Raw genomic sequence first — 24,127 nt, forward strand, 5'->3', positions numbered from 1 at the left:
GCGGGGCATCCGAGCACGTACTCAGTCGGCCCGTCCGACGTACTCAGGCCGCCGCCACGGCTCCCCGCTCCCCCGCGTCCCGGTGGATCGGCGTCCCCGAACCGGTCAGCGGCACGCCCGTGCCGCCGCGCCGGGCCGCGACGATCTCCGCCGCGATCGACAGGGCGGTCTCCTCGGGCGTACGGGCGCCCAGATCGAGCCCGATCGGGGACCGGAGCCGGGCCAACTCCCGATCGGTGAGACCGACTTCACGCAGCCGCCGGTCGCGGTCGGCGTGCGTGCGGCGGGAGCCCATCGCCCCCACGAACGCGACCGGCATCCGCAGAGCCGTGTCCAGCAGGGGAATGTCGAACTTGGCGTCGTGGGTGAGCACACACAGGACGGTGCGACCGTCGGTCTCGGTGCGCCGCAGATACCGGTGCGGCCAGTCCACCACGATGTCGTCGGCCTCCGGGAAACGGGCCCGCGTGGCGAAGACCGGGCGGGCGTCGCACACGGTGACGTGGTAGCCGAGGAACTTGCCCGCGCGTACGAGTGCCGCCGCGAAGTCGATCGCGCCGAACACGATCATGCGGGGTGGCGGCACCCTCGTCTCCACCAGCAGTGTGAGCCCACCGGGGCAGTGCGATCCTCCCCCGGACTCCGTCCGGGGGGACCCCCGTCCCGCTCCGCTCGCCGAGAGCTCGACTGTGCCCGTACGTCCGCCGTCCAGCAGGGCCCGGGCCTCGGCGGCGGCCGTCCGGTCCAGGTCGGGATGCCCGCCGAGACCGCCTTCGCAGGACCCGTCGGGGCGTACGAGCAGGACCTGTCCGAGGAGTTCGGCCGGGCCCCGGACGACGCGGGCGACAGCCGTCGGCTCGCCCTCGGCGGCGGCCGACAGGGCGGTGTGCAGCACCGCTCGGGCCGGTGACCCGGCGGTGACGGGGGTGACCAGGACGTCGATGACGCCGCCGCAGGTCAGGCCGACGGCGAAGGCGTCCTCGTCGCTGTAGCCGAAGCGCCGGAGCACGGTCTCGCCGTCCGCCAGGGCCTGTTGGCACAGCTCGTACACCGCGCCCTCGACGCATCCTCCGGAGACCGAGCCGATGGCCGTGCCCGCGCTGTCGACGGCGAGGGCCGCGCCCGGGCCGCGCGGGGCGCTGCCGCTCACCGCCACGACGGTGGCGACGGCGAAGTCCCGGCCCTCCCCGGCCCAGGCGCTCAGCTCGGTGGCCAGGTCAAGCATCGCGGCCCGCCATCAGGACGCGGTCGGGTCGGATGGGCAGGTGGCGGTGGCGTACGCCGGTGGCGTGCCAGACCGCGTTGGCGACGGCGGCCGCCGCGCCCACGATGCCGATCTCGCCGATGCCCTTGATGCCGACGGGGTCCTCGGGGTCGGGGTCGTCCACCCAGTCGGCCTCGATGGCGGGCACGTCGGCGTGCGCGGCCACGTGGTAGCCGGCGAGGTCGGCTCCGTAGTGGCCGCCGGATGCCTGGTCGCGTACCGCTTCCTCGTGGAGGGCCATCGAGATGCCCCAGGTCATACCGCCGATGAACTGGCTGCGGGCGGTGAGGGGGTTGACGATCCTGCCCGCCGCGAAGACGCCGAGCATCCGGCGCACGCGTACCTCACCGGTGGCGGGGTCCACGGCGACCTCGGCGAACTGGGCGCCGTAGGAGTGGCGTTCCCTCTGGGCGAGGGCGCCGATGGCGGCGGTGGTGTCGGAGCGGACGGTGACGCCTTCCGGGGGGATGCCGTCGCCCAGGGCGAGCCGTTCCCTCAGCTCGGTGCCGGCGGCCGTGACCGCCCAGGCCCAGGAGCGGGTGCCCATGGAGCCGCCGGCGATCATGGCCGGTCCGAAGTCGCTGTCGCCGATCCGCACCCGGACCCGCTCCGGTGCCACCTCCAGCGCGTCGGCGGCGACCAGGGTGAGCGCGGTGCGCGCTCCGGTCCCGATGTCCGCCGCGTTGATCCGCACGGTGAAGGAGCCGTCGGCCTCGGCCGTCAGGGACGCCGTGGACGGAGCGGCTCCCGCGCCGAAGGAGGCCGCCGCCGTGCCGGTGCCGAGCAGCCAGCGGCCCTCGCGCCGCAGGCCGGGGCGCGGGTCGCGGTCGGCCCAGCCGAACCGGCGGGCGCCCTCACGGAAGCAGGCGTGCAGATTGCGGCTGCCAAACGGCAAGCCGGAGACGGGGCCCCGCTCCGGCTCGTTACGGGCCCGCAGCTCGATCGGGTCGATGCCCAGCTTCTCGGCGAGTTCGTCGAAGGCCGACTCCAGCGCGAACGACCCCGGCGCCTCACCCGGCGCACGCATGAACGTCGGTGTCGGCACGTCGAGCCGTACGACCCGGTTGGCTGTGTGGTGGGCGTCCGCGTCGTACATCACGCGGGCCGGTCCGGCGGCCGGCTCGACGAACTCGTGGACGGTCGAGCTGAGGCACTGGGAGCGGTGCTCCAGCGCGCGCAGCCGTCCGTCGGGATCGGCGCCGAGCCGGACCCGCTGGGTGGTGGGGCTGCGGTAACCCGCCAGGGAGAACATCTGGCGCCGGGTCATGACCACCCGGACGGGGCGCTGGAGGACGGTCGCGGCCATGACCGCGGCGACCTGGTGCGCGCGGACGCCCTTGCTGCCGAAGCCGCCGCCGACGTGCTCGGAACGCACCCGCACCGAGGCGGGGTCGAGGGAGAACAGGTTGGCGAGTTCGCCCGCGACCCACATGGTGCCCTGGTTGGAGTCGACGACGTCGAGCCGGCCCGCGTCCCAGCGCACCGTCACCGCGTGGGGCTCCATCGGGTTGTGGTGTTCCTCGGGGGTGGTGTACTCGGCGTCCAGGACGACGGCGGACGCGGCGAGTTCGGCCTCCAGGTCGCCCTTCCCGGTCACCGCCGGGCCGAAGCCGCCCGCGTCGTACGCCTCCGGGTGCTCGGCGGCGAAGTCGATGTCGTGCGGCTCCTGCTCGTAGTGCACCACCAGCGCCTCGGCGGCCTCCCTGGCCTGCTCGGAGGTCTCGGCGACGACCAGCGCCACCGGCCAGCCCAGGTGCGGCACCCGGTCGTGCTGGAAGACGGTGATGGTCGGATCCGGTGTCATCCCCATGAGACCCGTGTAGTCGGTCGCCACGCGCGGGGCGTTCTCGTGGGTCAGGACGGCGAGCACGCCCGGCATCGCGAGCACGTCGGCGCTCTCGATCGCGCGGATCCGGCCGCGTGCCACGGTCGACAGCGCCAGCCAGCCGTGGACGAGTCCGGTGAACGGGACCTCCCCGGCGTAGCGGGCCGCTCCGGTGACCTTGTCGCGGCCCTCGACGCGGGTGTGCGCGGTGCCGACGGCGCCCTTGTGCGCCGTGGGGGCGGTGGTCATCGGGTGGCCTCCTCGGTGAGTTCGGAGGTGAGTTCGGACAGGACGGCCACCACGAGGTTGCGCATCAGCGTCACCTTGTATCCGTTGTGCGGCAGCGGCCGGGCTTCGGCCAGTTCGGCGTCGGCGGCGGCCGCGAAGGTCTCGGCATCGGCCGGCGCCCCGGTCAGCACCCGCTCGGCCGCGTACGCCCGCCACGGCCGGGACGCGACCGCCCCGAAGGCCAGCCGCGCGTCCCGTACGACGCCGTCCCGGACGTCGAGCGCGGCGGCGACGGAGCCGATGGCGAAGGCGTACGAGGCGCGCTCGCGGACCTTGCGGTAGCGGGAGCGGGCGGCGACCGGGGCGGGCGGCAGGACGACGCCGGTGATCAGGGCGCCCGGTGGCAGGGCGGTCTCGAGGTGCGGGGTGTCTCCGACCGGAAGGTAGAAGTCGGCGAGCGGCGACTCGCCGGGGCCGTCGGCCGTTTCGTACGTCACGACGGCGTCGAAGGCGGCCAGCGCCACGCCCATGTCGGAGGGGTGGGTGGCGACACAGTGCCCGGAGGCGCCCAGGATCGCGTGGTTGTGGTGCTCACCCTCGATCGCGGGGCAGCCGCTGCCGGGGATCCGCTTGTTGCAGGGCTTGGTGACGTCGGCGAAGTAGCCGCAGCGGGTGCGCTGGAGGAGGTTGCCGCCGACGGTGGCCATGTTCCGCAGCTGCCCGGAGGCGCCGGCCAGGACCGCCTGGGTCAGCGCCGGGTAGCGGCGGCGGACGTCGGGGTGGGCGGCGAGGTCGCTGTTGGTGACGGTGGCGCCGATCCGCAGTCCGTCGTCCTCGGTCGACTCGATCCCGTCGAGCGGGAGTTCACGGACGTCGACCAGGCGGGCGGGCCGCTCCACGCCGGTCTTCATCAGGTCGACGAGGTTGGTGCCGCCGCCGAGGAAGCGGGCCTCGGGGTCGGCGCCGAGGAGGGCCACCGCGCCGGAGACGTCGTACGCCCGCTGGTAGTCGAACTCCTTCACGCCACGGCCTCCTTGGCCTTCGCTGTGCTGTCGGCGGCGGCGCGGGCGACGGCTTCGACGATCGACACGTAGGCGCCGCAGCGGCACAGGTTGCCGCTCATCCGCTCCCGGATCTCGTCGGCGCCGAGAGGTGGCGGGCCCGCCTCGGGACGGACGTCGTCGGTGACCGCGCTGGGCCAGCCCGCCGCGTGCTCCTCGATGACCGCGATGGCGGAACAGATCTGGCCCGGGGTGCAGTAGCCGCATTGGAAGCCGTCCAGATCGAGGAACGCCTGCTGCACCGGGTGCAGTTCGTCCCCGTCGGCGACGCCCTCGATGGTGGTGATCTCGCGCCCCTCTGCCGCCACCGCCAACTGCAGACAGGAGACGTTGCGGCGGCCGTCGACCAGGACGGTGCAGGCACCGCACTGCCCCTGGTCGCAGCCCTTCTTGGTGCCGGTCATGTCGAGTCGCTCGCGCAGGGCGTCGAGCAGGGTGGTGCGGTGGTCGACGGAGAGCGTGTGCTTCTCGCCGTTGATGTTCAACGTGATGGCGCTGTACGTCGATGAGGTGGCTGGGGACATGATCAGCCTTCTTTCGCGTATCCGGGGCATGTCGAAGGGACTCGCTCCGGCAGGCGGTCGAATCGGGAATGCGGGACAGCTGGGGTGCCGGGGCCGGTCGTGCCGACGCTACGATGAAGCAACCGGACAGCTGTCCTCTCCGGGAAAACGTAACGGACAGTTGTCCGGTTAACAAGAACGGGTTTCGGCCACGGATCCCTGAGGAGGACGCGTGCGGCAGAAGAAGGACGCCTCTCTGCGCTCGGACGCCCAGCGGAACCGTGAACGGATCCTGGCGGTCGCGCTGATCGAGTTGACGCGCTCGGCGGACACACCGCTGAGCAGGATCGCCAGGAAGGCGTGCGTGGGACAGGGCACGTTCTACCGCCATTTCCCGAGCCGGGAGGCCCTCGTCCTGGAGGTCTACCGGCACGAGATGCAACAGGTCGCCGACTCCGCCGCCGAGTTGCTGGCCACCCGTGAACCCGACCGGGCGCTGCGCGAGTGGATGGACCACCTCGCCCGCTTCGCCATGACCAAGGCGGGCCTCGCGGACGCGATCCGCCAGGCCACCTGCGGCCCCGACCGCCCGGACAAGCCGGGGCACGGCCCGGTGGCCGAAGCCGCCGAGCTCCTGCTCCGCGCGGGCGAGAAAGCCGGAACCGTCCGCCCCGGAGTCACCCCGGACGACTTCTTCCTCGCGATAGCCGGCCTCTGGCAGATCGACCCCCAGGACTGGCAGGCGCGCGCCGCCCGCCTCCTCGACCTCGTGATGGACGGCCTGCGCACCAGGGCACCGCTCACCGGGACGTGAGTGCGCCGCCCGGTCCGGCCGGGCGGCGCACGGGCCGTGCCAGGGGTCGGCCTCCGTCAGAGCCGCGCCCCCACGTCCGCACCGTTCGCGGGCCGCAGGAAGGCCGAGGCCGGGATCGACCCGTCGGCCGCCCTGGCCCCGGTGATCGTGGCCGCGTCGGTGCTCGCGAAGGACCAGGTGCCGCCGAGGTTCCAGGAGTTGCCGCTGCCGCCGGAGTTCGAGCCCAGTGAGACGTTCGTGCCGTTGGCCACCGCGAGGTTCTTCGTGAGTGTGCCGTCGGCGTCGGCGAAGTCGAATCCGGTGCCCTTGTTGCGCCACGCCGTGCAGCGCTCGGCCACCAGCGCACCGGGGTTGGCGTTGTCGATGAACCCGCCGGCCGAGTTGTCCCACGCCATGCTGTTGCGCACGACGTGCGCCGCGGGCAGGTCCTCGTCACCGCCGCCGCCGAGCTTGAAGCCGTTGCCGTCACCCGTGTAGTCGGGCAGGTTCCAGCGGTTGTAGCCGTTCCCGTACGCGAGGCTCCCCTCGACCGTCACCGGGGAGAGGAACTCCCAGAAGTCCAGCCCGTCGTCGGCGTTGTTCCACAGCCGGGCGCCACGCACCACGTTGCCCGTCCCGGAGCCTTCCTTGATCGCCAGGCCGTCGGCGCTCTCGCCGTTCTTGCGCGGGTCCCGGTTGCCGTGGCTGTCCAGATTGATGAACTGGTTGGCGCTCGACGCGCCCTGGATGTGCACGCCGGACTCGTAGTTGTTCCGCGTGACCAGCCGCTCGAAGACATTGCCGCTGGTGTCCACGCCGAAGATCCCGTACGGCCCGTTGACGATCTCCAGCCCGCTCAGCCGCCAGTACTCCCCCTCGATGTGGATCGCGCCCCGCTGGGCCCGGGGGATGCTGGAACCCACCGCGCCGGGTGTGTACGGCATCCCCTCGCCGTCGATGACGACCCGCTCGCCGTTGTAGTTGCCCATCCTGATCGGCTGACTCGCCGTACCGCTCTTGAGCAGCTGGATATTCGCGGTGGGCGCGTAGGTTCCGCCCCGGATGAGGATCGAGTCGCCCGCCTGCGCCAGATCCACCGCGCGCTGGACGGTCCGCAGCGGGGCAGCCAGCGTGCCGGCGTTGCTGTCGCTGCCGTTGGTCGCCACATAGAGGCTGGTGGCGGCGTGCGCGGCGGGGGCGGACAGGGCGAGGAGTCCGCCGGCCAGGACGCTCAACAGGCCTACGCACGCGGTGAATCGCTGTGGACGCATGGTTCGTCTCCCGGGCAGCCGAAGGGAAAGCGCTTTCCATCTGGGAAGCTAGGGGCTTGTCCCGAGCACGTCAATATCCATGCACGTGATAGACGTTCTTACTCTTGAACGATCACCACCCCGGGGTCGAGTCGCCCGAGACGGCCTCGCGGGGGATGGGGCTGCGCCGGCCCGGCATCGCCGACTCGCTGCCGCCGCGCGCACAACAAGCCAGTCACGCACCCATCTTGACGCGTTAATGACAACGATGGCATGTTCACCTGGGAGCGCTCCCATCTCACCAGGGAAGGGACACACCATGCGCAAGCCCCGCCACTCCCCCTCACGGCACCTGCCGCTTCTCGGCCTTCTGACCACCCTGCTCCTCACCCTAGGTCCGACCCTCGCACCGCCCGCCGCAGCCGCGTCCGCGCCCGACATCGCGGCGGCTCCCGTGCGCATCATGCCGCTCGGCGACTCGATCACCGGCTCGCCCGGCTGCTGGCGGGCGGTGCTGTGGAACCGGCTGCGGAACGCCGGCCACACGGACATCGACTTCGTCGGCACGCTCGGCACGCAGGGCTGCGGGCAGGAGCACGACGGCGACAACGAAGGCCACGGCGGCGAGTTGGTGACCAACGTCGCCGACCAGAACCTGCTGCCCGCCCGGTTGGCCGCGACGCTTCCCGACATCGTTGTCATGCACTTCGGCACGAACGACGTGTGGAGCAGCATCGCGCCCGACCGCATCCTCGCCGCATACACCAAGCTGGTCGGGCAGATGCGGGCCTCCAACCCGCACATGCGGATCCTCGTCGCGCAGCTCATCCCCATGAACCCCAGCAGCTGTGCGGGGTGCGCGCAGCGTGTCGTCGACTTCAACGCGCGGATCCCCGACTGGGCGCGGGCCACGAGCACCGGGGACTCGCCGGTGACCGTGGTCGACCAGTGGACGGGGTTCAGCACGGCGACCGACACGTACGACGGCGTGCATCCGAACGCCGCCGGCGACGACAGGATCGCCTCCCGCTGGTACCCGGCGCTGAGCGCGGTGCTGGACGCGTGGGTACCGGGCGACCCCGGTGATCCGGGTGGCGGGGAGCCCCTGTGCGGGGCGGTCTTCCGGGCCACCAACGTCTGGCAGGGCGGCTACCAGGGCGAGGTGACGGTGACCAACACGTCGGCGGCCACCGTGTCGGGGTGGACCGTGTCCGTCGCACCGGCGGACGGGGCCCGTCTCACCCAGGTCTGGAACGGGAGCTCCACCACGGCGGCCGACGGCACGGTCACCGTCACCAACGCCTCGTGGAACGGCACGCTCGCTCCGGGTGCGAGCGCCACGTTCGGGTTCGTCGCCACGACGCCCACGACGGCCGGGACGCCGTCGGCGAGCGTCGGTTGCACGGCGAGGGCCGCCACCTCGTGACGGACGGCGGGGTGCCGTCGTGTCCGCCGTCCGCACGGCGAGGACCGCCGCCCCAGGCCGTCGTCGTGCGACGACGGACCGACGGCCCCCTGCCCCGAACGCATCGGAACACCGCCCCATCACCCCCTCCCCACGCCCCCTCTTGGAGCCGCCATGAGATCCCGTAGGCGCACGCCCGCCCTCCCCCGCACGGCACGCACGGCACGCACGGCACGGACAGCACGCGCGGCACGGAAAGCACGGACAGCACGCACGGCACGCGCGGCACGGACAGCACGGACGGCACGCGCGGCCGCGCTCGCCGCAGCCCTCCTCGGCCTGCTCCTCCCTCTGTTCGCCTTCGGCGCGCCGGCGCACGCGGCACCCGCGGCGCCCGCCGGTTTCCGGATAGAGAACGGCCGGCTGTTGGAACGCTCGGGCAACGACTTCGTGATGCGCGGCGTGAACCACGCCCACACCTGGTATCCGAACCAGATCGGCTCGCTGGCCCACATCAAGGCCAAGGGCGCCAACACCGTGCGGGTGGTCCTCTCCAGCGGGGACCGGTGGACCCGTAACGACACGGCGGACGTGGCGAACGTCGTGGCGCAGTGCAAGCGGAACCGGCTCATCTGCGTTCTGGAGGTGCACGACACGACGGGTTACGGCGAGCAGAGCGGCGCGGTCACGCTCTCGCGCGCCGCCGACTACTGGATCGGTGTGCAGAGCGCGCTGACCGGCCAGGAGGACCACGTCATCGTCAACATCGGCAACGAGCCGTACGGCAACACCAACTACGCGAGCTGGACGGCCGACACCAAGGCGGCGATCCAGAAGCTGCGCACCGCCGGATTCGACCACACGATCATGGTCGACGCCCCCAACTGGGGCCAGGACTGGGCCTTCACGATGCGCGACAACGCGGCGTCGGTCTTCGCCGCCGATCCGGACGCCAACACGATCTTCTCCATCCACATGTACGGCGTCTTCGACACGGCGGCCGAGGTGAGCGATTACCTCAACCGGTTCGTCGCTGCCGAACTGCCCATCGTTGTAGGCGAGTTCGGGCACGACCACTCGGACGGCAACCCCGACGAGGACGCCATCCTCGCGACCGCGCAGCGCCTCGGCCTCGGTTACCTCGGCTGGTCCTGGAGCGGCAACGGCGGCGGTGTCGAGTACCTGGACATGGTGACGAACTTCGACCCGAACCAGCTCACCGGCTGGGGCCAACGCCTCTTCAACGGCGCGAACGGCATCGCCGCCACCGCCAAGGAGGCCGCCATCTACTCCTCCTCCGGCGGCGACACCACTCCCCCGAGCACGCCCGGCACCCCGACCGCCTCCGCGGTGACCTCCTCGTCGGCCACCCTGACCTGGACCGCCGCCACCGACGCGACCGGCGTGACGGGCTATGACGTGGTCCGCGTCAGCGGCACGACGGAGACCGCCGCGACGACCACGACCGGCACCTCCGCCACACTCACGGGTCTGACTCCCGCCACCTCGCACACCTTCGCCGTCTACGCGCGCGACGCGGCCGGCAACCGCTCTACGCGCTCGGGCACGGTGACCGTCACGACCGCCTCCGGCGGTTCTACGGCGGCCTGTGCCATCGGCTACCGGGTGACGGGCGAGTGGTCCGGCGGCTTCCAGGGCGAGATCGTCGTCCGCAACACGGGCACCTCGGCGATCAGCGGCTGGACCCTGCGCTGGACCTTCCCGGGCAGCCAGCGCGTCTCCAACCTGTGGGGCGGCACGGCGACCCAGTCCGGAGCGGACGTCACCGTCACGGCCGCCTCGTACACGGCGAACATCCCCGCGTCCGGCTCGGTCACCCTCGGCTTCACCGCGACGCGCGGCACCACGAACCCGGCCCCGACCGCGTTCACACTCAACGGGGCGGCCTGCACGTCGACTTGACCGCCTCGATCGCTCGCATCCCCCTGCTGCCTCAGCCCGGGCCCGGCCCGACCCCGCCCTTGAGCCGCTCCAGGTCGGACGGCCGGACCTGGATGGCCAGTACGGCGATCAGGGCGGCGATGACCGTGAAGACGGCGGCCATGACGAAGGCGGCCGAGACGCCTGCGGTGAGCACCTCGTGGGACCAGGGCGGCGGAAGCTGCCCGGTCTGTTCGAACCGCAGGCGCTCGGCCGGGGTCGCCTGCGACAGGAACTCCGGGACCTGTTTCTCCGCCTCGTTGCTGCTGGCCGTGCCGTACATCGTGACGAGGATGGAGAGGCCGAGCGAACCGCCGACCTGCTGGGTGGCGTTGAGGAGTCCGGAGGCGGCGCCGGTCTCGGGGGTGGGGACGTCGGAGAGCGCCATCAGGGTCAGCGAGACGAACTCCATGCCCATGCCCAGGCTGAAGACGAGCATCGGGCCGAGGACACTGCCGGCGTAGGTGGAGTTGACGTCCGTCAGGGTCAGCCAGGCGAGCCCGGCCGCGGACAGGATCGCGCCCCCCACCATGAACGGTTTGGGCCCGTACGTGGGCAGGAACTTCGAGGCCAGGCCGGCGCCGACCGCGATGACCGCGCTGACCGGCAGGAAGGCGAGGCCGGCCTGCAACGGGCTGAAGCCCAGCACGTTCTGCACGAAGAGCGTCAGGAAGAAGAACATGCCGAAGATCGCGGCGGCGAGACACAGCATGATGCCGTAGGTGCCCGCCCGGTTCCGGTCGCGGAACATGTGCAGCGGTGTGATCGGCTGCTTCGAACGCCGCTCGACCAGGATGAACAGGGCGAGAAAGGCGACGGCCCCGGCGAACGAGGCCACCGTGAGAGCGTCCCGCCAGCCTTCCTGCGCGGCCCGGATGAAGCCGTACACCAGGAGCACCATGCCCACGGTGGAGGTCAGCGCGCCGGTGATGTCGAAGTGCCCCGGGTGGCGTTCCGACTCCTTGATCCAGCGGGGCGTCGCCAGCACGATCAGCAGTCCGATCGGCACGTTGACGAAGAGCACCCACCGCCAGTTCAGCCACTCCACGAGGATGCCGCCCGCGAGCAGCCCGATCGCGCCGCCGCCCGCCGAGACCGCCGCGAACACCCCGAACGCCCTGTTGCGCTCCGGTCCTTCACGGAACGTCGTACTGATCAGCGCGAGGGACGTCGGGGACGCGATGGCACCGCCGACACCCTGGAGGGCGCGGGCGGCGAGGAGTTGGCCGGCGTTCTGCGCCAGACCGCCGAGCAGCGAGGCCAGCACGAACAGCAGCACACCGAACACGAACACCCGCCGCCGGCCGAGGATGTCCCCGGCCCGCCCGCCCAGCAGCAACAGCCCGCCGAAGGTCAGTGTGTACGCGTTGACCACCCAGGCGAGGCTCGTCGTCGAGAAGTCCAGCGACCGCTGGATGTCCGGCAGTGCGATGTTCACGATGGTGATGTCCAGCACCACCATCAACTGACACGACGCGATGACGAACAGCGCCATCGCACTCCCACCACCACCTGTTTCCCGGGTGGTGGTCCGCGCTGGGGAAGTCGGGTGTGGGTTGCTCATGGCAGATCGCAAAGGCAGGATTCGGTGAACGGTTCCGTCCACCGCCGCGTTCACTGTTCGACCGTACGCCGCCGCCCCGGCCCTCACCACTTGGGCAGCCGGTGCCGCCCGGCCGCGCTCAGTGCCCGCGGAACGCCTCCTTCAGCCACCACGACCCGTGGTCACGGGTGACCTTGGCGTCGGTCAGGAAAGGGGCGGCGCGGGGGCCGGTGAGCCAGTCGTCGAAGGCTGTCGAAAAACATGTGCGGGATCAGCGCGGGCGGCGTTACGATCCCCGCGATGACTACTCATTCCGTTGGCAGAATGGGGGTCCCGTCCGCGCAAGGTGAGTGCTGATGCTCACTCCCATCGCGAACGGGGATTCCCGGCTTTCCTTCTGGTCGCGCGTGCGCGAGTTCGCCGTGCCACCCTCCATGATCGAGACTGCGACCGCCCGCCGTGCCGTCGGCGACTGGGCCGGGGCGTGTGCCGCCGCAGGCTTCGACATCGACTTCGACATGCGTTCCCTGGCAGGCGGTCACGGCCAGGAGCTGGCGGCCCGAGTCCGCGCCGATCTACGGCATCTGGCTCCGGATCTGCTGCGCTGGCACATGCCGAGAATCGCTCCGGACGGGCTGCTGCGCCCGGGCCTGACCATCACACTGGCCCGGTACCCCGCGGCGGGGCGCGACGGCCCGCACGCCGTGCACCTCGTGGCCCGGACTCCACCCGCCTGGGCGGATGCCGGGCAGCGGATCGGCCTCGCGCTGTGGGACGGCTCCCGTTCCGAGGCCGGTGCCCGCGGGCATCCGCATCCGCGGCCCAGCCGTCGGTACCGGCTCGATCTGCATCGTCATCTGTGGGATGCCCGCAGGGCGGGTGAACTGCGGGTGCGTTCCGGAGCGGATCGGCCGGCCGCCGACGGGCCGCCTCCACCGTGCCCGGAACCGCAGGTGCCGCAGGTGCCGCAGGTGCCGCGGACGGAGATGCTGGGGACGGAGATGCTGGGGACGCTGGCGTCGGAGCGCGGTTGTGCCGTCGAGCGATGGGCGGACGAGGCGGCGACGGTGTTGCGCGCCGAGGGACGGTCCGCCGGATCCGTCCTCGTGCGGTGCGGCACCCGACGCCGAATCGTCCTGGACCTCGACCCGGGCCCGAGCCCGGGTGCGGGTGCGGGCGACCGCACGGGCATCGGCGACGGCGGCAACGGGCCACCCGCGCTGCGGATCAGGGCCGTGTCCGGCGACGTCGGTGCCACCGGCTCGCTGCCGGTCCTGCCCGACGCCGCGACCTGGGTGCTGCCCGATCTGGAGCTGATCCGTGCCGGCGCGATCGAGGTCGAGCGGCTGCATCCGCTGGTCGCGTCGGCGCTGGTGCCGGATCACGTACGGTCGGGACCGTCCGAGGCCGCGGACCGGGCGGAGCGAGCGCGGATCGTGGAGTGCCGGGGTGAGCGGCACCGGATCGGCCTGGTCGACGGGGTGCTGGTGGCACTGGACCATGACCCGGCCGAGCTCCGCCGGGAGGAGCTGCTGGTCGAACTGACCGGTACCCCGCTCCCCTGTCTGCGGGCCATCGACGAGGCACACCGTCGCCCGGACTGTCTGTCCGGAGTACGCGAACGGCTGGACCACGGGGACATCGCCGGTGCGCTGGCCGTCGTCGAAGGGCTCCTGGGCCCCGAGGCGGTGCTGCGCGACGGCCCTCTGCGGGACGAGCTGGAGTCGGCCGCGCGACGGCGGATCGCCTACGGCCTGTACCGGGCGGGCCTCGCCGATCCCGCCCCCGGCCGGGTCCGCTCCCACGTGGGCCGCCGCCCTTCCCGCCACCGCCGTCCCCGCGTGGCGACCTTCTTCTGACCGAGGACCCGGGCCCCACGCCGAAACACCGGGACGCTTTCAGCCCACTACACACCCAAGGTGATCAAACATGCCCACACGCACCCCCTCCGTCCTGCCCACCGTCTTCTCCGATACCGCCGCCTCCGACCACACCTCCCAACTCGACGTAGCCGGTGACCTGTTGAGCCTGCTGCGCACCACGACCACCGAACCGCGTCCCGACACACAGTTGGAGGCGCTGACCCTGGCCGTCGCCGCGGACCTGCCCGTACTGCTGTGGGGTGAGCCGGGGATCGGCAAGACCGCGGCGCTGACACAGCTCGCGGCCACCCTGGATCTTCCGCTGACCACCGTGATCGCCAGCGTGCACGAGCCGTCCGACTTCTCCGGGCTGCCGATCGTGGGAGACGACCCGGCCGAGCAGGGTGTGCCGATGGCTCCGCCGGACTGGGCGGTGCGACTGGTGCGGGCGGGCCGGGGACTGCTGTTCCTGGACGAACTGTCCACGGCGCCGCCCGCCGTTCAGGCCGCGCTGCTGCGGCTGGTGCTGGAGCGGCGGATCGGCGCGCTCCAACTGCCGCCCGGCGTAAGGATCGTGGCCGCCGCCAACCCCCGGTCCTCGGCGGCCGACGGCTGGGAGCTGAGCCCACCGCTGGCCAACCGGTTCGTGCACCTGCAGTGGACGCACGACCACGAGGTCGTCGTACGAGGTCTCGGGGGGACCTGGCCGCGGGCCACCCTGCCGCGGCTCGCGCCGGAGCGGCTGTCGGAGGCGGTGGTCTTCGCCCGACGCGCGGTGTGTGCGCTGCTGGCCGCGCGCCCCAAGCTCGTGCATCAGCTGCCCAGCAGCGAGACCCGTCGGGGCGGGCCGTGGCCGTCGCCCCGCAGCTGGGAGATGACCCTGCATCTGATCGCCTTCGCGACCGCCTCCGGTGTCTCGCGCGATGTGCTCTCCCTGCTGGTCCGGGGCACCGTCGGCGACGGCCCGGGGCTGGAGCTGCTGGCCAGTCTGGACCGGCTGGACCTCCCGGATCCCGAGGTGCTGCTCGCCGATCCGGCGGCGGCGGAACTGCCACAGCGAGGGGATCTGCGGCAGGCGGTGCTCGACGGGGTGGTGGCGGCGGTCCGGGCGCGTCCGGAACGGGCCCGCTGGGACGCGGCCTGGGCGCTGCTCGTCCGGGCGCTGGAGACCGGGGCCCCGGACCTGGTGGTCGTCCCCGCGACCACCCTCGCCTCGCTGCGCCGAGACGACTGGGACGTTCCGGCGGCGATCGAGAACCTCGCCGGAGTGGTCACCCTGTCCCGGCGGGCGGACCAGGCGGCGGCCCGCGCCAGGACGGCGACGAAGGGCCGCCGATGAGCACGGGCGCGCGTGGGGACATGAACCCCGGAGCGAGGGCCGAAGTGAGCACCGACACGAACACCGGGACGAGCGCGAGCATGGGCATGGGCAGCGGCAGCGGCAGCGGCAGCGGCAGCGGCAGCGGCAGCGGCAGCGACACAGCGACGGCCACGAGCAGCGGCAGCAGCATCGGCAGCGGCAGCGGCAGCGGCACGGCGACGACCTCGGGCACCGCCACGGCCACGGACACGGCCGGGGGCATGGGCACCGCCACGGCCACGGGCACGGCCACGGCCACGGCCACGGCCACGGGCACGGGCACGGCCACGGCCAGGGGCACGGGCACGGGCACGGCCACGGCCACGGGCACGGCCACGGCCACGGGCACGGGCACGGGCACGGGCACGGCCACGGGCACGGGCACGGCCACGGCCACGGCCAGGGGCACGGCCAGGAGCACCGACGGGAGTCCCGTCGCCATCGGCGCCCAGAGCCTCGACCTCGACAAGCTCTTCACCGCCCGGTTGCAGGCGGCGCGGGCCCGGCCCTACCTGGCGACGGCGTTGTTCGCGCTGCACACCGTCGAGTCGCGGCACGTGCCCACGATGGCCGTGGACCGGCACTGGCGGTGTTACGTCTCCCCGGCCTTCGTGGACCGTACGCCGGTGGAGGAGCTGGCCGGCGTATGGGTGCACGAGGTGTCGCACCTGCTGCGCGACCATCACGGGCGCAGCGACCGGGTCGCCAGGGAGCGTGAGCTGACCGGCCCCGGGGAGCGGCTGCGGATGAACATCGCCGCCGACTGCGAGATCAACGACGACGTGTTCGGCGACGGGTTGGTCAAGCCCGAGGGGGTCGTCGATCCGGCGTTCCTGAGGCTGCCGGAGGGACAGCTGATGGAGGACTATCTGCGCCAGTTCCAACTCGGGCCGCGCACGCTGGAGTTGGCGTGGCTGGACTGTGGCAGCGGCGCCGACGGCCTGGAGCGGGAATGGGAGCTGGGGCCGGACGGGGCGCACGGCCTGAGCGACCAGGAACGGGACGCGGTCCGGTTCCGGGTGGCGCAGGGCATCACCGGCCGTCCGGGGTCCGCGCCCGAGGGCTGGCGGCGCTGGGCGGAGGAGGCCTTCCATCCGCCGCAGCCGTGGCGGGCGTTGCTGGGCGCCGCGGTCCGGTCGGCGGCCTCCGCGCCCGGCGCGGGCGAGGACTACAGCTACGGCCGGCCGTCACGGCGTTCGGCCGGTGTGCCGGGAACCGTGCTGCCGAGTCTGCGGCGCCGCCCGCCCCATGTCTCCGTGATCATCGACACCTCCGGGTCGGTCAGTGACGCGGAACTGGGCAGCGCCCTCCTGGAGGTCGCCGCGATCTCCCGTGCCGTCGGCGGCCGACGTGATCTCGTCACCGTCGTACCGTGCGACGCGGCGGCCCGGATCGCCCACCCGCTGTGCCGGGCCGAGGGCATCCCCCTGCTGGGCGGCGGCGGTACGAACCTCCGCGCCGGCTTCGCCAAGGCGCTCCGCAGCCACCCCAGGCCCGACGTCATCGTGGCCCTCACCGACGGACAGACCCCCTGGCCCAGCACCCGGCCACCGTGCCGGACGGTGGTCGGCCTGTTCCCCCGGCATCACCGGCACACCTCGTGGGACGAGGACGACCCCGACTACGTACCGGACTCACCGCCCGACTGGGCCCGTGTGGTCGAGATCGGGTAGGCCCGTGGGCACCGCCGGAAATCATTGGACGCCCCCACGAAGGCCCTGCTGACATGGGCGGATGAGCGACTTCTGGACAGGTGAGCGGGTACGGCTGCGCGGGATCGAGCCCGAGGACTGGCAGGCGTTCATGCGGATCGACGGGCACTCGGGACACCAACGGTCGGTGGACGCGCTCTTTCCGCCGCGTTCCGCGGAGGGCTACCGCCGCTGGGCGGCGGAACAGGCCGTCGCCCAGCCGGACGGGGACGTCTTCCGGCTGGCGATCGAGGCGTTGGACAGTGGTGAGCTGGTCGGGGCCGTCTCGACGCACGACACCGAGCCGCGCGACGGCAGGTTCGCGTACGGCATCGGGGTCGGCGGCGACCATCAGCGACGCGGGTACGCGTCCGAGGCGGTGGTGCTGCTGTTGCGCTTCATGTTCGGCGAGCGGCGCCATCACAAGTGCGAGACGGGCGTGTACGCCTACAACGAGGCGTCGCTCGCGCTGCACCGGAGGCTCGGCTTCGTCGAGGAGGGCAGGCGGCGCGACCACAAGTTCTTCGCCGGACGCCATCACGACCTGGTGCTCTTCGGGATGACCGCACCGGAGTTCGCGGCGCGACACCCGTTCGGCGCACTCTGACCGACACCACTCCCGCATCCCCGTCACCCTCTCCCCATGACAATGAAAACGATTATCGATAAGGTGCACATGCCAAGCCGGGCACCTCCTTGTCGAGGTGTCGCCGGGCTGCCGTGACGCCTGAACGCACCGCACGAAAAGGGGAGCTGTGGCTCATCTGTTGGTGGTCGAGAGCTGGGTCGGATCGATGAGCAGGCTGCTCCCACGGGCCATCCGGGAGGGCGGGCACGAGTTCACGTTCCTCACCCGCGACCTGCACCACTACCTGCGCTCCGCCCCCGAGGGCACGGCCCATCCGCTGCTCGGCGCGCGGAACGTGGTCACGGCCGACACCAACGACATCGACACCCTCCTGCCGGAGGCGGAACGCCTGCACGCGGTGTTCGGCTTCGACGGGGTGATCTCGTCCTGCGACTACTACCTGCCGACAGTGGCCCGGATCGCCGGCCACCTCGGACTCCCCGGGCCGGGCCCGGAGGCCGTCGCGAACGCCTGCCGCAAGGACGCCACCCGCCGGGTCCTCGCCGACTCCGGCGTGCCCGGCCCCCGTTTCGCCCTCCACGAGGAGTGGGCCGACATCGCCCGCGCGGCACGGGAGATCGGCTATCCGCTGGTCGTGAAGCCCGTCGACCTGTGCGCGGGCATGTACGTACGGCGCGTGGACAACGAGACCGAACTCACGGATGCGGTAAGGCTGTTGGCCGACTTCCCGCTGAACGCGCGCGGACAGCGGCGGGTGCCCACCGTCCTCCTCGAAGAGCTGCTGAGCGGGCCCGAGGTGAGCGTGGAGACCGTGTCGTACGCGGGGGCCGTGCACGTCGTGGGAGTGACCGACAAGAGCATCGGCGGGGCGCCCGCGTTCATCGAGACCGGGCACATGTTCCCCGCCGCCCTGTCCGGTGCCGACGCCGATGCCGCCGAGCAGACCGCGCTGGGCGCGCTCAAGGCGCTCGGTCTCACCGACGGCGTCGTGGCGCACACCGAGATCAAGCTGACCCCGGCCGGTCCGCGCGTGGTCGAGGTGAACCCCCGGCCCGCCGGGAACCGCATCACCGAGCTGATCCGCCATGTCACCGGCATCGACCTCGCCGCGGCCGCCGTGGAGGTCGCCCTCGGCCGCGAGCCCGATCTGCGGCACCGGGAGACCGGGCTGCGCAGCGCCGCCGTCGGCTTCCTCGTACCGGAGAGGTCGGGCACGCTCGAAGCACTGGACGGCGATCGACTCGTCGATGTCGCAGGGGTGTTGGAGGTGCAGCTCGCCGAGCCGGGAAGGCAGGTCAAGGCGGCCGGCAGCAACAACGAGTATCTCGGCCACGTCATGGTGGGCGACCCGGCCGGGCCGGGCGCGCGCGGGCAGGTCGAGGCGCTGTTGGGCGAGTTGAGCTCCGGCCTGGTGATCCGGTGACCGCCCTCGCTCCGGTGGCCGGCGCGGCCACCTACGAGGAGTTGGTGGAGCGTGCAAGATCCGGCCGGCTCGGCCCGGATCCCGGGACGCTGCGCATCGCCGTGGCGTTCGTGACGCGGCAGGCCGTGCGGCACGACGGGCGCGGCACGGGTTATCGCAACGAGGTGCTCAGTCTGCGTCTCGCCGGGGCCGTGGGGTCCTGCGCGGTCGAACCCGGTGCCCTGCGGGACGCGGCGATCGACGAGTGCGTCGGCGCCGATGTGGCCAGGCTCCTGGAGCATCCGTCGCTCCCGGTGCGGGTGGCCGCGCTGGACGCCTATCTGATGCATGTCGACCCGCACACACCGGAGAACGGGGCACGGCCCTTCCCGCTGCCGGGCGGCACGTCGCTGGAGAAGTCGAGGGCGCGGGCGCGGGCCGTCGTCGAGCTGCTCGATCTATCGCCGGGCGCGAACGTACTGGTGGTCGGCGTCGTCAACTCCCTGCTGGAGGCGCTGCGTTCACGCGGGCTCCGCTATGTGCCGTGCGATCTCAAGGGCGGGGTCACGGAGTGGGGCGAGAAGGTCGTCACCGACGCGCTCGGCGCGGCCGACCGCTGTGACGCGCTCCTGGTCTCCGGGATGACGTTGAGCAACGGCAGCTTCGAACCATTGCGGCGGCACGCGCTGGCGTACGGCAAGCAGTTGGTGATGTTCGCGCAGACGGGCAGCGCGGTGCTTCCCCGGTTCCTCGGTCACGGGGTGAGCGCGGTGTGCGCGGAGCCGTATCCCTTCTTCTGGCTGGACGCGGGGGCGGGCACACTGCACCGCTACCGCCTGAACGGAGCGGACGCCGGTTCGGGTTCGTCTCCCGATTCGGTTCCTGATTCGGGAGACGGCCAGTGACCGCGCCGACCGCCCTGCGTGCCGTCGCACGCCCGGAGTTGCTGTCCCTGGTCGGACGGACGCCGCTGGCGCGCATCACCGCCGATCTGCCCGGTCCGCAGCCGGGGTTCTGGGCCAAGCTGGAAGGGCTCGCGGCGGGCGGTATGAAGGCACGGGCCGCCGTGTCCATGTTGCTGGGTGCCCGCGAACGCGGTGAACTGCGGCCCGGCGCTCCGGTGGTGGAGTCGACGTCCGGCACGTTGGGCATCGGGCTGGCGTTCGCGGGGCAGGCGCTCGGCCATCCCGTCGTGCTGGTCGGAGACAGTGAACTGGAGCCGTCCATGCGGCAGTTGCTGCGCTCCCACGGTGTACGGCTGGAGCTGGTGGACCGTCCGGCGCCCCTGGGCGGCTGGCAGGCGGCACGCCTCGCGCGGCTGCGGGAGCTGCTCGCCGTGCTGCCGGGCGCGTACTGGCCCGACCAGTACAACAATCCCGACAACACCGCCGGTTATGCCTCGCTCGCCGCCGAACTCGCGGTCCAGCTGGACCACTTGGACGTCCTGGTGTGCAGCGTCGGCACCGGCGGCCACAGCGCGGGCATCATCGGCCCGCTGCGGCGGCACTGGCCGGCGCTGCGCCTCGTCGGCGTCGACTCCACCGGTTCGACGATCTTCGGCCAGCCGGCCCGGCCGAGGCTGATGCGCGGCCTGGGCAGCAGCATCCACCCGCGCAACGTCGCCTACGACGCCTTCGACGAGGTGCACTGGGTCGGCCCGGCGGAGGCCGTCGACAGCTGTCGACGCCTCGCGCGGGGCAGCTTCGTCAGCGGTGGCTGGAGCACCGGCGCGGTCGCGCTCGTCGCCGCCTGGGCGGCCCGCGTCCACCCGGGCGCCGTCGTCGCCACCGTCTTCCCGGACGGCCCGCACCGCTACCTCGGCAGCGTCTACGACGACGACTTCGCCGCCGCCCACGGCCTCGACCCGGCCTCCGCCGCCACCCGCCCCGTCGAGATCCCCCATCCCGGAGCGGCCGAGGCCGTCGGCTGGGTCCGGTGCGGCAGGGTCGCCGACCCGCTCAAGGCCCCCCGTTCGGAAGAGAGACTGTGAAGGTCACCCAGCGCACCGTACGCCTCGAACTCGCCGAGCCGTTGCGCATCTCCCGCTCCACCATGTCCGCGCGTGACGCCGTGTGGTTGACCGTCGAGGACGACGACGGGGCGCACGGCCACGGTGAGGCCGTCACCAGCGTCTACTACGGCCTCGACGCCGACGCCCTGGAGCGGCTGTTCACGGACGTCGCCACGGACCTCGCGCGCTTCCGCGATCCGGAGAGCGCGCTGGAGGCCCTGCGGGGCGGCGAGTCGGCCGGGGCGAGCGCTCCTGCGGCCGCCGGCCGGGCGACCGCCGTCCCTCCGGCCGTCACCGCCGCCGTCGAGGCCGCGCTGCTCGACCTCGTCGGAAAGCGGGCGGGCAGCCCCGTGCACCGGCTCCTCGGCGCGCCGGTCGCGCCGACGGCCGCGACCGCCCGGACCATCGGCATCACCTCGCCGACGCGTGCCGCGGCACAGGCGCGTCGGCTCGCCGCGAGCGGCTTCGAGGTCCTCAAGGTGAAGGCCGGAGCCCCGGACCCCGAGGACGACGTCGAGCGCGTACGGGTCGTCCGTGACGCCGCTCCCCGTGCCCGGCTGCTCCTCGACCCCAACGGTGCCTGGACACCGGCGCAGGCCGAGGCCCTGCTACCGCGTTTTGCGGAACTCGGGGTGGAGGCCGTCGAACAGCCCCTCGCCCCCGGCGATCCGGACGCCCTCGCGGCCCTCGCGGAGCGCTCGCCGCTTCCCGTCGTCGCCGACGAGGACGCCGTGGGGCTGGAGGACGTACGGCGGCTGGCGGGGCGGGTGCACGGCGTCAACGTCAAGCTCGCCAAGTGCGGGGGCGTCCACGCCGCGCTCCGGATCGCCCGGCTGATCGAGGGCAGCGGCACCGAGCTGATGCTCGGGTGCCTCACCGCCAGCAGCCTCGGGCTCGCGCCCGCCGTCCATCTCGCCGACCGGGCCCGCTGGGTGGACCTCGACGGACATCTCCTGCTCGCCGACGACCCGTGGACCGGCATCGGGGGCACCGACGGGTTCGTGCGGACAAGTGCCCTTCCGGGGCTGGGAGTTCGGCTCCGCGAGTCCAAGGAGACCGGGAGGACCGGGAGGACCGGGAGGACCGGGGAGACGGCGGAGACGGCGGAGACGGCAATGACCGGGAAGGCGGGGGAGATACGTCGTGCAGACATGGCATGAGATACGCCGCTTCCCGTTCGCGGTCCGCCTCCTGCTGGTCAACCAGCTCGGCGTCAACATCGGCTTCTACCTCCTGATCCCCTACCTCGCCACGCACCTCACCGAGAACCTGGGCATGTCGGCGGCCGTGGTCGGCATCGTCCTGGGCGTCCGAAACCTGAGCCAGCAGGGCCTGTTCATCATCGGCGGTTCCGCCTCGGACCGGCTCGGCGCGCGGGGCGTGATCATCGCCGGGTGTGCGCTGCGGACCGTCGGGTTCGGGCTGTTCGCGCTCGGCGACGGGCTGCCGGTGCTGCTCGCCGCGTCGGTGCTCAGCGGGCTCGCCGGGGCGCTGTTCAACCCGGCGGTGCGGGCCTATCTGGCGCAGGATGCCGGGGAGCGCAAGGCGGAGGCGTTCGCGCTGTTCAACGTCTTCGCGACGACCGGTGCGCTGATCGGTCCGCTGCTGGGGAGCGTGCTCCTGCTCGTGGACTTCCGTACGTCCGCGCTCACCGCCGCCGGGATCTTCGCGGTCCTCACCGTCGCGCAGGCCCTCGTCCTGCCCGCGCGGAAGGCCGAGCCGAGCGGCGGCGGTGTCCTCGGGGACTGGCGGGAGGTTCTCGGGAACCGGGCCTTCCTGGCGTTCGCGCTCGCCATGGTCGGCATGTTCACCCTGGAGAACCAGCTGTATCTGCTGCTGCCGGCCGGGGCCCGGGAGGCCACGGGCTGGGACGGCGCCGCCGGTCTCGTCTTCCTCGTCGGCACGCTCGCCAACCTCGCGCTTCAGCTGCGCATCACCAGATCGCTCAAGTCGCTTGGCGACAGGGCTCGTTGGATCGGTGTGGGACTCGCCGTGACAGCTCTGGCGTTCCTGCCTCCCGCTGTCGGGGCAGGACTCGGCACCTCGGGGTGGCCGGCCGCCGCACTCGTCCTGCTCGGCGCGCTGCTCCTCTACCTCGGCCTCATGGTCGCCTCGCCCTTCGTGATGGAGCTGATCCCGCGTTTCGGGCGGCCCGAGCTGACCGGCACGTACTTCGGGATCTTCTACGTCGTCTCGGGCGTCGCCGCGGCCATCGGCAACACCGCCGTCGGGTGGGCCATGGACGCCGGGGAGCGCGGCGGACACGCGTGGCTGCCCTGGGTGAGCTGCGCCCTGTTCGGGCTGGTCTCGGCGGCCGGCGTCGGCTGGCTCCACCGGCTGGGAGCACTGCCCGCGCCCCCGGCCCCGGCCGCCGCCCCGCCGGCCTCCGAAAGGAGCAACGCGTGACCGGCCGAGCGACCGACGAGGTGACGGCCGGAGTGAGCGACCGAGCGACCGACGAGGTGAGCGACCGGACGACCGGCGAAGCGACGGCCGAAGCACCCGCCGCGAGGACGGACAGAGGTACCGGACGACCGACCGGCGCAGCGGCGGCCAGGTCTCGGGGTCGCGCGACCGGCCCCGTGCCGGGCCGTAATCTCCTCACCGACAACCCCGAGCTGTACGAGGCCCGCTTCCCCGATCCCGAGCGGCTGGCCGGGCGCTGGGCCGAGGACTGTCTGCGGCGCCACGGGGCCGGACCAAGGATCCTGGACGTGGGCTGCGGCACCGGTCGCGACGCCGCCCACCTGCACGGCGTCGGCCGTACGGTGACCGGCGCCGACCTCTCTGAGGCGATGCTCGCCCATGCCCGTGCCCGGCACCCCGGTCCCACGTACGTGCGGGCCGATCTGCACGGCTTCGACCTGGGCCGGGCGGCCTTCGACGCGGTCGTCTGCCTGGACAGCTCGCTCCTGTACTGCCACACCAACACCCAGCTCGACGGCTTCCTCGCCTCCTGTCGCCGGGCACTCGCACCCGGCGGGCTGCTGGTCGCCGAGATGCGCAACGGCGCCTACTTCCTGGGCCGTACCGACCTCCTCGACACCCCGACCGTCAACGCCTTCACCTGGCAGGGCACCGCCCACCGGTCCACCACCACGCTCACCGTGGACCGCGCCGCCCAGCTCCTGCGCCGTATCCGCGTCTGGACCTCGGACGACGGCGCACCGCCCGCCGAACAGCGGTCCGCCTGGCGGCTGTTGTTCCCTCAGGAACTGCGTCATGTCCTGGCCGGGCACGGTTTCGAGGTGCTCGAACTCCACGACGGTCCGGGCCCGCGCACAGAACCACCCTGGCGGGAGGGGCAGTTGCCCGGCCGTACGGCGGACGCGGACCGGCTGCATGTCGTCGCCCGCCTCGGCATCGGCACTCGCTCCCTCTGACACCCGCCCCACTCCA

At 72.5% G+C, this 24,127-nt stretch carries 19 protein-coding genes; 13 read left to right on the top strand and 6 right to left on the bottom strand.

Annotated features, from left to right (window positions below; genetic code table 11):
• Positions 1 to 43 precede the first annotated feature (43 nt).
• Genes OG202_RS05835 through OG202_RS05850 form a run of 4 tightly spaced genes read right to left on the bottom strand, consistent with a single transcriptional unit; the run spans position 44 to position 4,902 of the window.
• Positions 44 to 1,225: an XdhC/CoxI family protein gene (locus tag OG202_RS05835; protein WP_328222409.1), complete on the bottom strand. Its 1,182-nt coding sequence runs from the start codon at positions 1,223 to 1,225 to the stop codon at positions 44 to 46.
• Positions 1,218 to 3,338: a xanthine dehydrogenase family protein molybdopterin-binding subunit gene (locus tag OG202_RS05840; protein WP_328222411.1), complete on the bottom strand. Its 2,121-nt coding sequence runs from the start codon at positions 3,336 to 3,338 to the stop codon at positions 1,218 to 1,220. The genes OG202_RS05835 and OG202_RS05840 overlap by 8 nt, the downstream gene beginning before the upstream one ends.
• Positions 3,335 to 4,339 (bottom strand): FAD binding domain-containing protein, encoded by a 1,005-nt coding sequence (locus tag OG202_RS05845; protein WP_328222413.1) that lies wholly within the window; start codon positions 4,337 to 4,339, stop codon positions 3,335 to 3,337. Before OG202_RS05845 ends, OG202_RS05840 begins: the two co-directional genes overlap by 4 nt.
• Positions 4,336 to 4,902: a (2Fe-2S)-binding protein gene (locus OG202_RS05850; protein WP_326584821.1), complete on the bottom strand. Its 567-nt coding sequence runs from the start codon at positions 4,900 to 4,902 to the stop codon at positions 4,336 to 4,338. Before OG202_RS05850 ends, OG202_RS05845 begins: the two co-directional genes overlap by 4 nt.
• Positions 4,903 to 5,113: 211 nt before the next feature.
• Between OG202_RS05850 and OG202_RS05855 the strand changes: the two genes are divergently transcribed.
• Complete coding sequence (locus tag OG202_RS05855; protein ID WP_326584820.1) at positions 5,114 to 5,695, top strand: TetR/AcrR family transcriptional regulator; 582 nt, start codon at positions 5,114 to 5,116, stop codon at positions 5,693 to 5,695.
• Between the two features lie 56 nt (positions 5,696 to 5,751).
• Here the strand turns inward: OG202_RS05855 and OG202_RS05860 are convergent, their stop codons facing one another.
• Positions 5,752 to 6,945: a right-handed parallel beta-helix repeat-containing protein gene (locus tag OG202_RS05860; protein WP_327731085.1), complete on the bottom strand. Its 1,194-nt coding sequence runs from the start codon at positions 6,943 to 6,945 to the stop codon at positions 5,752 to 5,754.
• Positions 6,946 to 7,243: 298 nt separating this feature from the next.
• On the opposite strand from OG202_RS05860, the gene OG202_RS05865 reads away from it, so the two are divergent.
• Together OG202_RS05865 and OG202_RS05870 are read left to right on the top strand one after the other, a co-directional pair.
• Positions 7,244 to 8,350 (top strand): GDSL-type esterase/lipase family protein, encoded by a 1,107-nt coding sequence (locus OG202_RS05865; protein WP_328222416.1) that lies wholly within the window; start codon positions 7,244 to 7,246, stop codon positions 8,348 to 8,350.
• A gap of 153 nt (positions 8,351 to 8,503) precedes the next feature.
• Complete coding sequence (locus tag OG202_RS05870) at positions 8,504 to 10,252, top strand: cellulase family glycosylhydrolase (protein ID WP_328222418.1); 1,749 nt, start codon at positions 8,504 to 8,506, stop codon at positions 10,250 to 10,252.
• Positions 10,253 to 10,283: 31 nt separating this feature from the next.
• Here OG202_RS05870 and OG202_RS05875 read toward each other — a convergent pair whose 3' ends face one another.
• Positions 10,284 to 11,765, bottom strand: coding sequence for an MFS transporter (locus tag OG202_RS05875; RefSeq protein WP_327731082.1), 1,482 nt, complete (start codon positions 11,763 to 11,765; stop codon positions 10,284 to 10,286).
• Between the two features lie 404 nt (positions 11,766 to 12,169).
• Here OG202_RS05875 and OG202_RS05880 point away from each other — a divergent pair, with 404 nt between their 5' ends.
• From OG202_RS05880 to OG202_RS05925, 10 genes are all read left to right on the top strand, one after another.
• Positions 12,170 to 13,672 carry a hypothetical protein gene (locus tag OG202_RS05880; protein ID WP_328222420.1) on the top strand — a complete coding sequence of 501 codons (1,503 nt, stop codon included), beginning with the start codon at positions 12,170 to 12,172 and terminating at the stop codon, positions 13,670 to 13,672.
• Positions 13,673 to 13,742: 70 nt separating this feature from the next.
• On the top strand, positions 13,743 to 15,014 hold the full coding sequence (locus tag OG202_RS05885) for an AAA family ATPase (RefSeq protein WP_328222422.1): 1,272 nt from the start codon (positions 13,743 to 13,745) through the stop codon (positions 15,012 to 15,014).
• A 461-nt stretch (positions 15,015 to 15,475) separates the two neighbouring features.
• Complete coding sequence (locus OG202_RS05890) at positions 15,476 to 16,708, top strand: vWA domain-containing protein (RefSeq protein WP_326585951.1); 1,233 nt, start codon at positions 15,476 to 15,478, stop codon at positions 16,706 to 16,708.
• Positions 16,709 to 16,769: 61 nt separating this feature from the next.
• Complete coding sequence (locus OG202_RS05895; protein WP_328222423.1) at positions 16,770 to 17,333, top strand: GNAT family N-acetyltransferase; 564 nt, start codon at positions 16,770 to 16,772, stop codon at positions 17,331 to 17,333.
• 148 nt (positions 17,334 to 17,481) lie between these two features.
• Entirely contained in the window at positions 17,482 to 18,738 is a 1,257-nt protein-coding gene (locus OG202_RS05900) for an ATP-grasp domain-containing protein (protein ID WP_328222425.1), read from the top strand.
• Complete coding sequence (locus OG202_RS05905; protein ID WP_328222427.1) at positions 18,735 to 19,622, top strand: Rossmann-like domain-containing protein; 888 nt, start codon at positions 18,735 to 18,737, stop codon at positions 19,620 to 19,622. Before OG202_RS05900 ends, OG202_RS05905 begins: the two co-directional genes overlap by 4 nt.
• Positions 19,619 to 20,707 carry a PLP-dependent cysteine synthase family protein gene (locus OG202_RS05910; RefSeq protein ID WP_326584810.1) on the top strand — a complete coding sequence of 363 codons (1,089 nt, stop codon included), beginning with the start codon at positions 19,619 to 19,621 and terminating at the stop codon, positions 20,705 to 20,707. Before OG202_RS05905 ends, OG202_RS05910 begins: the two co-directional genes overlap by 4 nt.
• Positions 20,704 to 21,888 carry a mandelate racemase/muconate lactonizing enzyme family protein gene (locus tag OG202_RS05915; protein WP_328222429.1) on the top strand — a complete coding sequence of 395 codons (1,185 nt, stop codon included), beginning with the start codon at positions 20,704 to 20,706 and terminating at the stop codon, positions 21,886 to 21,888. The genes OG202_RS05910 and OG202_RS05915 overlap by 4 nt, the downstream gene beginning before the upstream one ends.
• Positions 21,872 to 23,134 (top strand): MFS transporter, encoded by a 1,263-nt coding sequence (locus OG202_RS05920; protein WP_326584808.1) that lies wholly within the window; start codon positions 21,872 to 21,874, stop codon positions 23,132 to 23,134. The genes OG202_RS05915 and OG202_RS05920 overlap by 17 nt, the downstream gene beginning before the upstream one ends.
• 176 nt (positions 23,135 to 23,310) lie before the next feature.
• The gene (locus OG202_RS05925; protein ID WP_328224652.1) at positions 23,311 to 24,111 is read left to right on the top strand and encodes a class I SAM-dependent DNA methyltransferase; all 801 of its coding nucleotides are present in this window, start codon (positions 23,311 to 23,313) and stop codon (positions 24,109 to 24,111) included.
• Positions 24,112 to 24,127 lie beyond the last annotated feature (16 nt).

It is taken from the genome of Streptomyces sp. NBC_00310, from assembly GCF_036208085.1.
GTDB lineage: Bacteria > Actinomycetota > Actinomycetes > Streptomycetales > Streptomycetaceae > Streptomyces.